The organism is Aeribacillus sp. FSL K6-2848 (assembly GCF_038004325.1).
Classification (GTDB): domain Bacteria; phylum Bacillota; class Bacilli; order Bacillales; family Aeribacillaceae; genus Aeribacillus; species Aeribacillus composti.
Map to the genome: position 1 here is coordinate 2,335,014 of NZ_JBBOQQ010000001.1, position 14,479 is coordinate 2,349,492.

The following is a 14,479-nucleotide window of genomic DNA, read 5'->3' on the forward strand; positions in this document are numbered from 1 at the left end:
TTTTTTAATTTCATAGAATCGTGCGTGCTTTCACTGTGGGATGGGCTTGTTTTTGTTCGATGGATAAGCCATCTAATAACCAGCGTAGCTGACGAGGACTGATATCCATCGGCACTCCTTCTTGTTCAGATGGCCAGTTGAAAGTTCCTCTTTCTAATCTTCTATAATGGAGCCAAAACCCATTATTATCCCACTGTAGAATTTTAAGTTTATCCCTTTTCCGATTACAGAAAACAAATAAACAAGGGGAAAATGGATCCAAATCGAAGCATTCTTTGACGATGACTGCGAGACCATCAATCGATTTCCGGAGATCGGTGCTTCCACGTGCAAGGTACACTCGTTCAAAATTTGCGTTAGATATCATCGATTTTGAATCACACGCACTACATCGGAAAGTAGATTCAAATCGGTGCCTGGACGTACTTCGATGGACAGTGCACCGTAATGAATAAGGACAGATTCCTGACCCGTATGATGGGAGGAGATTTCTTGGACATCCACCGTCAACCATTTTGATTGATGCTCGTTCGTAGAAATTTCTTCCTCTCGAAACTTTCGAATCCAGTAGTACATCTGATGTATATTTACATCATTGATGCGAGACCACTCAGAAGCACTCAATCCACTTGTTTTCCAAGCATCATACCTGGATTTCCATTCTATTCTTTTGTCAGCATCATTCATAGCATAACCTCCAGCATTTTTTCTATGGAGATTATCTCATGTAACATTCACAACTAGAAGGTGCTGAGTATTTGACGCTTACGACTCTTCTATAGCAACAGCTTCAGAAGTAGCCATCTCACCAGTTGCCTTATAACAGTAATACATTTCATTAAATAATTTTATGTCTCGGCAGTTTGTATTTTCAGCAGCTTCTTGATTACGAGAGGATTTTCCAATCACTTCTTCTGCATAGTTTAAATAATATGAATATTGGTAATAACTTTGATCTCTATTGTTTTTCAATTCCTGACTAAAAATATCTATGCGATGGCTTAGTACATTTAAATATTTATCGACATCAGAAATTTCTTTACTAGCAAATACATTCGACATTAAATATAGATTTCTTATACTCTCCAATGAATAAAAGTACGTATGAAAAGGTCTTGTTTCTGATAATATATTAGTCATAAACTTTTTGTTCTCAAAGTGTTGCTCTAGTTCTTTTGCGATCATTAAATGAACCCAATAAGTAATTTCATCTCTGAATAATATTGTTATTTGGTTTTCTTTCTTTTCATATATGTCTTTTAAATGGTCCAAATTTACTTCAAGATCATATAGATTGCTTAAAATAATAGAGGCATGAAGAAGAATTGGTTTATTATAGTCTAAGTCTAAAAGGTCTTGTTCAGTAAAACTTGAAATGTTATTTTCAATTTTATCTTTCATATCTGCAACCGTGTTATTTATCTTATAATCCAATATTAGAAAATAATAATACTCCACTTGATCATCCTTGCCTGGATTCTCCAGCTTCATAAATACTTTTTTTATTTTTTCTAACCCCTCTGAATCACCAATATATTCCATCATATTATAAACCTGAATCCGTGACAAAACATCTTTACAATGGTCGCAAACCGTTGATACGATAAGGGAAAACGACGTTGACGATTCTTCATCAAGTAGGTGATGTGATGAAAGATTTCCCGATTCGGTTTGTATTGACAGATGAAGCGATTACCCCAAGTGCTGGGCTTGCTCTCGTTGGCTACTTACTCCATCGAACGAAACTGGATAAACGGGTAAACGCACTTCGGCTTCCAACGGTTCGTCGAGAAGTGCACATTTCCCATAGCGATGTCATTCGCTCGATGATTGGCTTGCTTGCCACAGGAAAAACGGATTTCGATCATATCGAAGCGTATCGTCAGGACGATATCTTTTCGGCATCGATGGGGATTCAGCACGTGCCTTCCTCTCCAACCTTGCGACAACGACTCGATCAGCTCGCTTGTCTTCCGATGACCGAAACGATTCTTTGGGAGGAGTCCATACGTCTGTTGATTCAACGACATGCCACTTTGTCCCCTTGTTGGACCAAAGGAAAGACGACATGGCTTCCCCTTGATATAGATGGTTCCCCATTTGACAACTCCGATACGAAAAAAGAAGGAGTCAGTCGAACGTATAAAGGATTTGACGGTTTTACACCGTTGTTTGCGTATGCAGGGAAGGAAGGGTATCTCGTTCATGCCGAGTTGCGTCCAGGGAAACAACATGTGCAAGACAACATGCCCTCGTTTTTAGTCACCGCTATCCGTCGAGCTCGTCAACTGACTTCATCTCGTCTGCTTGTTCGCATGGATGCAGGAAACGATGCAGAAGCGAATGTGCACGTATGCCTAAAGGAAGACGTGGACTTTGTCATCAAGCGAAACTTACGCCGAGAATCGACAGCGCTTTGGTTCCAGATCGCTTCGCAAAAGGGCAAACGTGTCGATGATGGACAAAGCGAAGGAGTACAAACCTATGAGCTATGCCTTCCACAGAAGGCAGCGATCGATGGAAACACGTATACGTACGTTCAAGTCACCCAAGTGACGGAACGGACGATGGAACGCAATGGACAGCTGATGCTCGTTCCTGATTATGAAGTGGAAAGCTATTGGGTGCGGCTCAAAGGATACGAGCATGTTCGAATGAGCGATGTGCTCGCGTTGTATCATGACCATGCGACATGCGAACAGTTTCATAGCGAACTGAAGAGCGACTTAGATTTAGAGCGGCTTCCATCTGGGAAGATGAAAACGAATGCGCTCGTGTTGGTCATGGGAGCCTTCGTTTACAATCTTCTTCGTCTGATTGGACAAGATCTATTAAGCGATCCGAGACATCCGTTGCACCACAAAGTGAAACGCCGCCGCATCAAGACGATTATTCAGACGGTGATCACGATGGCAGGGCGACTCGTCCGTCGATCACGACAGATCTGGATGAAACTGACGCGAAGGAGTGGCTATAGCGAGCCCCTACTGAACGTCTATCAGAAATGGAGAGAGGCAAGATAACGAACGAATGTTCGGGAACTGATGTCCAACGTCACTCCCTGTGCTTTTTTGTCTATTTTTTTGGTTCGTATACCTAAAAAAGAGATTTGTTCCATTTTCGGAAATAGAGATGACATAGGTCATAAGCATAAAAAGGGTTTTATGGATTATCAATCCATCAAAATTACAACAAAATCAAAGTCGATTTCAATTCATCACGGATTCAGGATGTTTCTCAAATTTCCATTTATTATCAATACCAAAAATAGATGGAGTGTGATAAGAATGAAAATTTAACAAATCCAAATAGTCTATACTATAAAGTGGACAAAGTTGTAATGATGCGAGGCGAAGAAATATATGTTTATGATCAAAACGGCAACAAATATATAGACTGTACGAGGCAATTCACTGATCGACACCCTCGCGCCGAATCATCCCCAGAGTTTTTATTCAAGTTCTCCTCCAAAAATTTTCTAAACAGGAATATTCCCTCTATAAATATTGATTTATCAACGGTTTGACCCGTTTTAGTTGTGTCAAAAAATATTTTTCGACACGATCACTAACATAATTTTATAAATATGCGATTCTCTTACAGTTAATGGGTACGCTCCGCGGTCACTACTGGTTAAATATGGATGTAGCGATAGGTCTGTATACGATATACGATGCACTGTGGATCTCTGCATCGCTTATGATGACGTACCCTCCCATGTCTCTTGGCATCTAGGTGCCCACATTTCTTCGTTAGGTCTAGTCATAAGGCAGAGGCTGGCTAAGCTCCTCAGGGAACTCAAGGTCGAATGGAATAGATTCTGTTGGCTTCTCCGTGTCATCCTGTTGTCTAGTCCGTGTAAAGTATATGGGTGTCAGGCAGCCTTTTCGAGCTTGGGAATGTCCTGTATCATTCGCTTTGCGTCAAATGCCACATGCTTTGTACTGATTGCGTGCAGTACCTTCAGTAATTTTCAGCATAACACCATGATGGATTGCTTCTTACACAATGGATTGTTTGGTCTGTTCTTGTAATACTCGTGCAACAGTCGAAACTCTTCATTGTGACGGATCATGGGCAAAATAACCCGGAAGAGGAGGGTGCGTAATCGCCTTCTTCCTCGTTTGGATATCCGTTTTTGGCCTTTATGCTGGTCGGAGGAGTTTTCCCGTAAGGTCAGTCCCGCTAGTTTTACTAGTTGGCGTGGATCCTGATAGTGAAAAAAGCTGCCGAGTTCCGACAGTAATTCGACAATGGTGGCATCACCCAGGCCTGGAACAGTTTTCAGCCATTGATACTCGACAGATTCCCGGACAAGTTCAGAAAGCTGCCGAGTGAGTTGACTCCAATATTCTTCGAGCTGGCGGTATCGGCGGACAAGTGTGGCTACTTCTATACGGGCCATCTGCGCCCCTCTGTGACGCCAATCGAGGTGCCTGCGAGTTCAATTAGCCTAGCTGCCTTTGGCCTTTGTGGAGCTTTGAACCCTTCACTTTTCCGGTAAAGCTCCAATACCTCATCGGGCTCTTTCCCTGCGAGACCACTTGGAAAAGGGGTATGTTCCAAAGCAGTGAGTGCCATTTTGCCGAATGACGGAAATACCTGCCCAAACTCCGGGAAATATCGGTCCGTCCAATGTATCAGCTGGTTGCTTACGGAACCTAATTCCTCAACCAGCTTAGACCTCAGGCTAGTTCCGACACGCAGATCGACCTCCATCCCTTTAAGGATGCGTGGATAACTGAACCTCCCATCCTTCACAAGGCGTGCGATCACCAAGGCATCTTTGGCATCATGCTTGGTTGGCAAGTTGTCATCCAACTCTTTGGATCGCTTGACATGCATCGGATTCGTCATGACAAGAGAGATCTCCCTTTCGTCCAGGAAATAGGCCAGATTGAGCCAATAATGTCCGGTTGTCTCAATTCCGTTGATGACTTCTGTTTTGCCGAATTCTTTCATAGCTGACAGGATGCGCTGGCAAACCCTTCAAACCCTTGGTTAGATTGTGCAATCGGGAAAGCCTTTTGCAGGATTCGACCGCGATCATCGACAAAGAAGACGTAATGTTTGCGTTTTGCGATATCCATGCCGACTACCAGCGTTTTTTCGGTGACTTGATTAATTTTGTGATTTTGAGTACAATTCATGGGAGTCCTCCTTGATTCTAAATTAGGGGGGCATTTTCGAGAATTGACACCCCGCATCAAACCAAGAGGGCTCTTTTTATGCAAGTCCCCGAAAAAGCTTCTAACAGGAACGCTCCTCATTAAATGCTTTACAATTGTTTTTCGTGTTAAATTCGTACGATTTGCAATTCGGTAATTAAATCTGGTAAAGTGTGATGAACAGTTAAATAGTCTTCGACGCATTCGCTCACCGTTTGTGCATTAACACCTTTCACTCTGTCCCTTGACACTTGTCCTTTTCGGCTTAAAATTCGAATTTTATCAATGCGCGGCATTTTTTGATATTATTTTTTATATTACAGAGAGACTTTTATAGGGTTTTCTACCTCTGGTATTAATAACTGATTACAGAAAAACATTATTTCAGAACCCATATATTTATTTGCTAACGAATAGTTTAGAGAAAAGTTTTTTTGACGTAAACCTTTATACATTTCTTTTATTTGAGGGGTATTATCATATGTTAAAAGCCAGTATTGTGTAATTTTCGTTCTAATTAATTTTGCCAAAAATTCATGATCTTCATGGCTATAATGATTTTCATACAAGTCTCTACCCTTATGATAATAAGGCGGGTCCAAATAAACTAAAGTTTTTTGAGGTAATCCTGGTAATACATCAGTTATTAATTCTGACGCATCTAAATTCAATAAAAGTATTCGATTTTTATATCTGGCGATTTTCTCTATCCTAGAGATTAAATTTTTTTTATTAAATCTTGCATCGATTTTATATTTGCCATTCTGATTTAATCCTCCTATTACTCCTCCACTCAAAATTCCAGATCTATTTGTCCTATTTAAAAAAAATGTTGAAAAACCTAATTCTAAAAGAGAGCAGTTCATAGCATTTTTTTGAACATTTTTTTGTTTCTTCCACTGTTCAACTGTTACTGGGGTATCGCATATCAATTTACAAAGTTCATCCGTTTTATTTAAAACTGAATACCAAAAAGCAAATATAGATTTATTTATATCATTAATCACCACCTTAGTTACATAACCATCTATAAGTAGTGAAAGAGCTATACCGGCTCCCCCAGCGAAAGGTTCTACATATGTCCCATCTAGAAGTTCATTTTCTTTTAAAATTAATTTCACATAGTTTGAAAGTTTTCTTTTTCCCCCTGGATAACGTAAAGGAGAATATCGCCCCATAATTATCACCGCTTACTTTTTATTTATTAGTCTAATTCCATAGCGATTCAACAAAATTTTGTATAGTATCCCATATTAATTTCAAGTCTTTTGATGAAGGTACCATTACCTCATTATGTACATAAGAATGTAATGTATTTATTGAGAAAAAGTGATTTGGATTAGAAACAGCAGTACGAACAGGTTTAAGTTGATTTTTATCTAATTTATTATTTTGTTCCAAATGTTGAGTAACTTTTTTAACTTTATTCCCCAAAGAATCGTTAGGAAAAATTTCAATTCTATTTTTTTTCATATAATGCTCTACACTTAACTCTATAAAAACCCTTAATAATACTGCTACAGCATTAGGAAAATCATCAACATTAATTTCTTTAAGTTCTCTATAAATATAATTTATTCTAATGTTTTCAATATGAATGATAAAATTGCTAGGAATAAGCTTTTTTCTCGTTATTGAAAGATGTTTACTTTTCTTTGCAGATGAGACCGTTTCTTCAATTTCTTCAATAACTACTTTACTTTCATTATATTTTTCATATACCTTCATTTTTTGCTCTTCATTTTGGTTCTTACTATCTTTATTTGGAACAGATACTATTCTATCTTCGGAGAGTTCTTTTTGGTTATTATTAATCTCGTGTTCCGTATTATTTTCATCATTAATTATCTGAATACTTTCGCTAATATCGTTATTTACAAGACTCAATAACTCTACATAATTCTCACGTGATTTCGATTTATCTGGGAGACAGGAAACATCAAGTCCTTTTATATACCTGATTCTATCATCTTTATAATAAATATCAGTAACTTTAATTGTTTCCGATAAAATATCTTCGAATATTTTTTTAATCCCCTTTCCAACTTCTTCTTTAGGCAAATTGGTGTATAGTACTTTGTTTTCAAGTACTAAACCAAGCGCTTCTCTTACATCTGGATCTCCTATTAAACGATGTATATTGGTTATTTTTACTTTTTTTAATTTTTCTTTGTGTACTAAATTTGCTTTCTTAATAAATTCTAAAATTTGATCTTCAGGAGATTTTAGACCTAAGTTTCTTTCAAAACGTTTTTGTTGAGTTCGATCCCAAGAGACTATACCTACCCCATTATTTTCTCCAGTATGTCTTAATTTAATCCAATGATTGGCCTCACTTTCATTTTCTACAACCACGCATCGAATTTCTTCAAACTTTTTCTCATCAAAGTCTTTCCTCAGTTTTTTATACCTCATTTTTTGAAATTCAGAAAAATCAATTAAATCTGGGTTATTTAAAATTTTAATTGCTGTTATTCTACGATTCCCTTCTAAAACCCTATACATTCCATCTTGTTGAAAGTCCTCTATTACTATAGGTAATTCACTTGGATTTAATCCTTTTTCCACGATACTTTTAGCCAACCTATATAATTTGTCATTTTGTTCTAGAACTAACCGCTTTATAGCTTCAGTTTGAGAATTTACTGATTCAAAACGCGGATTTTCACTATTTACTAGCAAATCGTTTATCTTTATGCTTTTTATTTCGGCCATTAATCCTACCTCCTAAAAATTTTGATAGTGTTATAAAAATATAGTATAAAAAATCAAAATAACGAATAATTAGCAGTAAACCCCATATTATATTGGCGTTACTTAACGTCGTTGATAATAAAGTGGGGATAACCTATTCATAGAACAGTTAAAATGATATCGAATTTTCGCAAAAAATATTGTCGATTTTTGTCTGAAAATTAACACATTATTTCAGAATCCCTTTTTCAAATTATTTCGGACGGATTCGGAAATAATGTGCAAAATCTTTGCGAATTATTTTGCAGATTATATCCGAACGTTTGCACATTATTTCGGATGATCAACTAGAATGAGGATAGAGTGGGATGGAACACAGCAGAGGCCGATCGGCCCCTGCTGTGTTAGTACCCCATTTCTTCGGCTGCCATACGAACGATATCTTCGTCAATCATATCTTTTTTCCATTGAGCGCCGTATAACAGGCAAGTAGTGGCGAGGTTAAAGATCGCGTCGAACCAATCGGAATCCTCGACGAACGACACCAAATGCACTTGCGATTGAAACACCTCATGTGGCGTCTTCCCGTCCAACGAGGTATGCGGTTTTCGTTGGTAATCTTTCTCCAACCACTTCCAAAATCGCTCGTTTAGCTCTTCGAGCAACTTCGGTGGATTCATCTTGAGCAACGGATAAAACCGCGTCTGTACAGTGCGGAAAAATCGTTCGATTTTTCCTTTGCTTTGCGGGTCGTACGGCTTGGTATGGATCAAGGTGATCCCTAACTCCGCGCAGGCGTACTGCAAGGGTTCCGCCCGATAAATTTTTCCGTTGTCCGAATAAATTCGTTTCAACTTCCCGTACCGAAGCAGCGCTCTTTGGTCACGATCCGCAACCCGTCAAATTTCTCGGAAGAGAAAAACTGAGTGTACGGCACGACCCGCGAGCAGTCATCGATGTAGGCAATCAAAAATGTTTTTTGCGTTTTGCCATTCACGCAAATCAACGGGTCATAGGATAAGTCCCCTTGCCAGAGCTCATTGACCTGATCGTACACGAATCGTTTTCGTTCAGGAATTGGTAAAATTTCTTTCCCCACGAGGTTGTATTTTTTGCACAACCGATATATAGTAAAGTAAGATACGAGTTGTTTTTCGATTTCCCCCTGCTCAATAAGGTGTTGGTAAAACGCCGTCACGGGCATGTGGGGATGTTTTTTTCTTAGGGTTAAAATATGATCCTCGTCTTCAGGTGACAGCCTTCGGGAATGGCCACGGTCTGACCGTCGTTTCGGCTTCAGTGCCTCAAAGCCCCCTTTTTTGTACTGCGTGCACCAGTCGAGAATCGTTTTGGCAGCGATGCGTTCTCTCCATGGTGGGGAACTGGATGGATCCGTTCCGCCACTTCTTTCAGGTACGTATTCACCAATGGAGCGATCAATCCATACCGAAATAAAGCGATCTCATGTCTTATCGACTCATCCATTTAGATCTCCTCCTTCATTCATCCCATTCTAGGACTGATTGGTCCGTCCTGTCTCTATCCTATCGGATCATTCCCCCGACCGTCGAGATGAAAGGTTTGTGTAATCTATAAATGATTCCATGTAAGGGGATGTAAGTAAAATTAGGAACTGAATGTACGTACAAAAAGATGTGTCGATCGGTGCTCCCATATTTCTTGGATGACGGAAAAAAGGCCAAGCTTCTCGATGGCCTGAACCACCATAAGGCTCGTTCTATCGCTTGGACGATGGCAGGGCCAATTTGGCAACACAGTCACCGTCCCCCAACCTTCGGGCAGCGATACCGAGCGATCCAAATGCGATAAGACTGATGCGGCGTCACGGCATTTCGTTCGTAGTACCATGGCGATAAAGAAGTCGTTTTGCCTGGCAATGAGGACAACGCTCAAGAAGTCGTTTTGTTTTCCCCTTTGATGGAAATAAAGTGGTAATTTACATTTTGTCATTAAAACAAAATACATAAGCCGATGATGTATAAAAGTTTGTGTAAAGCATTCTGCTAGATCAAAAGAAAAAGGTAGGGTATTCTCTGACTTGGTTATAACTCATTCCAGAGAAAAGAGTATCTTACCTACTGTTTATTGCAAAATAAAAATAAAATGATCTGTATCAAAAAAATGTAGAACTCTGTTATTTTATTTTGCAATAAACACTTATGGTAGCCTAACAATAAAAGACGAGCTAAAACTGATATTAGTTAGCACGTCTTTTTACATGTTATAGTGTACACTTTAAAAAACCCATCCCTACCACATAGGTTAGAAATGGATTTCAGCGATCCCCCTTTTACCACTTTTTAAAACACAAATATTTCCTTCTCCATCGCTCTCTCTTCAATAATCTCGCCGTCTTGAACGACATAAATATACACTTTGTTCAAAATATCTGCTAAATCTTCAAGATGTTCTTCAGATGGCATATAGTTTGGATCGTTTGTCAGGATGATATATCGTTCTTCGCCGTTAAAGCGTTCGCTGTAAAAGTCGACTAATGCTAGGCAATTAAACATTTTTATGTTTATCCGTCCGTTTGCTTTTTCGTATTTTTCCACTACATCCTTATAGTAAATAGACATGACTCGCTTACTGCGCCCTGTAGAGGCAAGTTGTAAAGAAAGAATTTTCTTTGGTGGCTTCATGCTAATATTCTTTTGGCGACGAATGACGTTCAAACGTTCTTCTTTCTTCATATCTAAGTCAATTAAATGAGCGTTCATTAGGTTAATAAGAGCGCTATTGCGATTGTCTATGTTTTCTTGTTGATATTTTTCTAGCTTTTCTAGCGTGTTACGGTATTGTTCATTAAAAGATTTCTCTAAGAACGCTAGAAGCTTATCTAATTGTTTTTGACGTTTGGCTTGAACTTGATCTCTAATTAAAGATGAGTGCTTTAGAACATGTCCTATACATTCGTTTGATGCATGATCACTTAATTCAATAACGTTTTCGTAAAAATGACCAGCAAATAACCAGTATGGATCTAGTGCAATGATTTCGCCATTTTCACGTTTGGCTAGATGAATAAAATGGTTTTCAAGCTCTTTTCCCGTTCCATCTACAATGCTAATATTGTATACCTCAACCATCAATGGTTCAGGAACATCATAAGTTACTAAAAATCTCCCCCAAGAACGTTTTTCATTTTCTTTTTTCATTAAGTCCATGCTTAATTTAAAAATTGGATGATCACTATTTAATAACGCCACTTCTTCAGATTCATATTCACGTATACCCGTAAAACGGTAACTTTCCCCTTGATAACGAGCTAATTCAGGCAGGCTGTCTCGAATAAATTTTGGTAAACGTTCAATACGTTTTACTTTGCCATCGTTTGTATCATAGACTCGGACTTTTTTCTTTTCTAATATGTACGTTGCTAAATCTGTATATGCCCGAATTGGAATGCGTTTTACTGTTAAATCATTTTGTTCACGTTTTAAAATCGATAAATCGAGCGGATCTTCAACCATTCTTTCTTCTTGCATGAGCTTCAATAACTTTTGATGCTCTTCCGACAATGTTTTTTTCATATTGGCAATAACATCATCCAGACGTTCCCTGTTTAAAATTGCTTCCTGCATTAAGTCGGCTAAACTATCAAACTTATCTTCTAAAACTTCGCCAATAAAATCATAAACTAAATCAGATCCTAAGTCTTCTTTCATCTGCTCCATTTTTTCAAGCAGACGAATCATGACACTACCTTCACGAGTATTTTGCGCAACTAAGTTAAATACAAACACTTCGTTCTTCTGCCCGATACGATGAATGCGCCCCATTCGCTGTTCTAATTTATTTGGATTCCAAGGGATATCATAGTTAATCATTTGATTACAAAACTGGAGATTTATCGATTCTCCACCTGCATCAGTTGCAAGCATAATTTGACACTCGTTTCGAAAAAGCTCAACTTGTCTTCTACGCTCATCCATTGAAAAATTACCAACAATTTTCGCGATTTTTGGTACATGCTCAAGAAGCTTTCTTTCTAAATAATTCAATGTATCTGTAGAGTCCGTAAAAATGAGAACCTTCTCATTTTGCTGAAGCAGTCCATTTGTTCCAAACAGCGTTTTCTCTAATTCTTGATACTTTTTCTCTACCGCGTATAACTTAAGGTTTTCCGCTTGTTCGATTAATTTCTTTAAAACCATAATTTCCTTTTTTAATTCGATCGTATCAATGGAATCTACAGCTTGTTCCAACTGTTTCTCAATCAATTCTTGTTGCTCGCTCGCCTCTTCTAAATAATTCTCCAACTCAATATGTCCTAATTTTTTAATATACTTTTGCCTTCCTGCTCTGTTTGTTTGTATAACTGAACTAAACGTTTATATCTTCGTCTAAGGGATAAATGAATCGCTTCCAAAGACGAACTTAGACGACGTTGCAAGAGCATCATAGCAAATGCAGTACTATTACTTCCATTACTTATCGCTCGGTTAAAATGCTCTCTTACATATTGCGTTACCGCATCATATAAAGCTAGCTCTTCGTCTGTCAAAGTATATTTAATTGTTTTCGTCGTTCGTTTGGGAAATAGAGGTGTTCCGTCAAAGTTTTTCATACTTTCTTTCAAACGACGGATCATGAATGGATTCGTTTTTTCGCGTAAACTTTCATTCCCGCTTATATTCGAAAAAATATCTTCATCGATTAATTTCATCAAATGGCGAAAATTCTCCATATCACCTTTATGCGGAGTAGCAGTCAGCAACAAACAATGCGGTGCCTTACGTAATATCGACTCGCCTAATTGATACAGCTTTGTCCTTGAAGTGCGCTTTTTTATCGTTCCGTGTGTATACGCTGCCATTTTATGCGCTTCGTCAACGATAATTAAATCAAACTCTGCTTCTTGAATTAATAGTTTAATATCTTCCCGCGCAGCCCAATACATAGAAGCTAAGCATAAATCGTTGGCAACAAACGGATTTTTTCCACCGTATTCCTTTAACACATTTCGATTAATAATATGAAAGTGTTCGTTAAACTTCTCTAATAATTCTTCTTGCCATTGTCTCACTACTAAAGGAGGAACTAAAATTAGAATACGTTCCACACTATATCTAGCTTTTAATTCTTTGATTAGCATACCGGACATAATCGTTTTACCAGCACCTGGATCATCAGCAAGTAAAAAACGAATTTGTGGAACTTGAAGCATTCTGCCATAAACTGCTTCAATTTGGTGCGGTAATGGTAATAATTTTTTATTCCCTAATGCTCTTGTTCGCGAGTACTTAACCTCATTGTGTAACATTAAATCACTAGCATTGCAGTAATTAAATCTGATGATTCAAAATACTAAGAATGTTCAATTTTTTATTGATTTCGAAACAAAAAAATCCTTTACAATGGAAGTACAGGTGGTTCCTGTCCAAATCCAATCGTAAAGGATAAGAGTTATGGACAAGAATACACTAATTTCATCATTTGGTAAATGGGTTTCACCCATAAATATTCAAAAACTTAGCGAACAAGTCAAAGAATTGAAACAGGACTATTACACAAAAAAGCTGACAACAGAAGCCTATATTAAACTTTTATTGGTAGCCCAGCTGCTCGAATTTAAGAGCTTAGAGGAAATGAGTGATGCACTTGTAGACGAAGATCTTCAAAAAGCACTCGGATTTGAATCGATAAGTGCCTCTCAGCTATCCCGAAAAAACAATCAGATCCACCCACTAATTCTTGCAAATTTGTTCTTGGATCTTGTTTGGAAAATTCAACGGTACCATTATAAAAACGGAAAGAATATGCCACTGAAAATCATTGATTCAAGTACACTCCCGTTGAATTTGACCCATTATAAATGGGCAAAATTCCGGAAAACAAAAGCTGGTGTAAAGCTACACTTACGGCTCGTTTTCATGGATAAAGACACCGTCTATCCTGAAAAAGCAGTGATTACGACAGCAAAAGAACATGACCGAAATCAACTCGAAGTCCTAGTGGATGATCAAGAAGCCATGTATGTGTTTGACCGCGGTTATGTGGACTATGAACGTTTTGATCGGATGACAGATGATGGCTATTTCTTCGTTTCAAGACTGAAGAAAAACGCAGTCATTCGTGAAGTCTATACATTTTCACTTCCTGATGATTGTCACGTTCTATCCGATAAAATGGTCTACATTGGTACCACACAAAATCGTACTGAAAATGTCTTTCGTCTACTAGAAGTTATGGACACAAAAGGGAACTTACTTCGTTTCATCACCAACCGATTTGATTTAAAACCAGAAGAGATAAGTGATATTTACCGATCTCGCTGGGCTATTGAACTCTTTTTCAAATGGCTCAAGCAACACGTAGAAATTAAGCACTTTTATGGAATGAGTGAAACAGCTATTCAAAATCAAATTTTCTTAGCCCTGATCACGTATTGCTTACATGTTCTCATTCAATTGGAGATGAAAAGTAAGAAATCCCTACTTCGAATTACTCGTTGGTTAAAGAGAGCTCTGTGGAAACCAGCTTATGTTTGGTTGCGAAAATTTGATGGGCGAGCCAGTCCATAATCTCCCTTTTGTCGTTGTCGCTCTGGTTTAACTGTATATATTTACCAAATGGGCAGTGCCACCTTTCTT

Annotated in this window: 9 protein-coding genes and 3 pseudogenes; 2 read left to right on the forward strand and 10 right to left on the reverse strand. The window is 38.2% G+C overall.

Annotated elements, in window-relative coordinates; all coding sequences use genetic code 11:
* Nucleotides 1-10 precede the first annotated feature (10 nt).
* The 3 genes from tnpB to NSS70_RS11285 all read right to left on the reverse strand — a co-directional run bounded on the left by tnpB (nt 11) and on the right by NSS70_RS11285 (nt 1,545).
* Nucleotides 11-367, reverse strand: coding sequence for an IS66 family insertion sequence element accessory protein TnpB (tnpB, locus tag NSS70_RS11275; RefSeq protein ID WP_063389611.1), 357 nt, complete (start codon nt 365-367; stop codon nt 11-13).
* Complete coding sequence (tnpA, locus tag NSS70_RS11280) at nt 364-687, reverse strand: IS66 family insertion sequence element accessory protein TnpA (RefSeq protein ID WP_063389610.1); 324 nt, start codon at nt 685-687, stop codon at nt 364-366. Before tnpA ends, tnpB begins: the two co-directional genes overlap by 4 nt.
* Before the next feature lie 78 nt (nt 688-765).
* Nucleotides 766-1,545 (reverse strand): hypothetical protein, encoded by a 780-nt coding sequence (locus NSS70_RS11285; RefSeq protein WP_340881590.1) that lies wholly within the window; start codon nt 1,543-1,545, stop codon nt 766-768.
* A gap of 104 nt (nt 1,546-1,649) precedes the next feature.
* Between NSS70_RS11285 and NSS70_RS11290 the strand changes: the two genes are divergently transcribed.
* Nucleotides 1,650-3,023 (forward strand): IS1380-like element ISGsp2 family transposase, encoded by a 1,374-nt coding sequence (locus tag NSS70_RS11290; RefSeq protein ID WP_327847978.1) that lies wholly within the window; start codon nt 1,650-1,652, stop codon nt 3,021-3,023.
* Nucleotides 3,024-3,874: 851 nt separating this feature from the next.
* Here the strand turns inward: NSS70_RS11290 and NSS70_RS11295 are convergent.
* The 7 genes and pseudogenes from NSS70_RS11295 to NSS70_RS11320 form a co-directional block, all read right to left on the reverse strand.
* Nucleotides 3,875-5,150 (reverse strand): annotated as a pseudogene (locus tag NSS70_RS11295) (IS110 family transposase).
* Nucleotides 5,151-5,270: 120 nt separating this feature from the next.
* A pseudogene (locus NSS70_RS20880) lies at nt 5,271-5,470 on the reverse strand (hypothetical protein); the annotation flags it as partial.
* 15 nt (nt 5,471-5,485) lie between these two features.
* Entirely contained in the window at nt 5,486-6,346 is an 861-nt protein-coding gene (locus tag NSS70_RS11300) for a DNA adenine methylase (RefSeq protein WP_339196365.1), read from the reverse strand.
* Nucleotides 6,347-6,377: 31 nt separating this feature from the next.
* The gene (locus NSS70_RS11305) at nt 6,378-7,883 is read right to left on the reverse strand and encodes a ParB N-terminal domain-containing protein (RefSeq protein ID WP_339196368.1); all 1,506 of its coding nucleotides are present in this window, start codon (nt 7,881-7,883) and stop codon (nt 6,378-6,380) included.
* Nucleotides 7,884-8,365: 482 nt separating this feature from the next.
* A pseudogene (locus NSS70_RS11310) lies at nt 8,366-9,347 on the reverse strand (IS481 family transposase); the annotation flags it as partial.
* Between the two features lie 836 nt (nt 9,348-10,183).
* Entirely contained in the window at nt 10,184-12,145 is a 1,962-nt protein-coding gene (locus NSS70_RS11315) for a C-terminal helicase domain-containing protein (protein WP_339196371.1), read from the reverse strand.
* A gap of 11 nt (nt 12,146-12,156) precedes the next feature.
* Nucleotides 12,157-13,149, reverse strand: a complete 993-nt coding sequence (locus NSS70_RS11320) for a DEAD/DEAH box helicase (RefSeq protein ID WP_340881595.1) — start codon at nt 13,147-13,149, stop codon at nt 12,157-12,159.
* A gap of 145 nt (nt 13,150-13,294) precedes the next feature.
* On the opposite strand from NSS70_RS11320, the gene NSS70_RS11325 reads away from it, so the two are divergent.
* A complete protein-coding gene (locus NSS70_RS11325; protein WP_003352762.1) occupies nt 13,295-14,410 on the forward strand; it encodes an IS4 family transposase in 1,116 nt (371 codons plus the stop codon).
* The last annotated feature ends 69 nt before the right edge of the window (nt 14,411-14,479 follow it).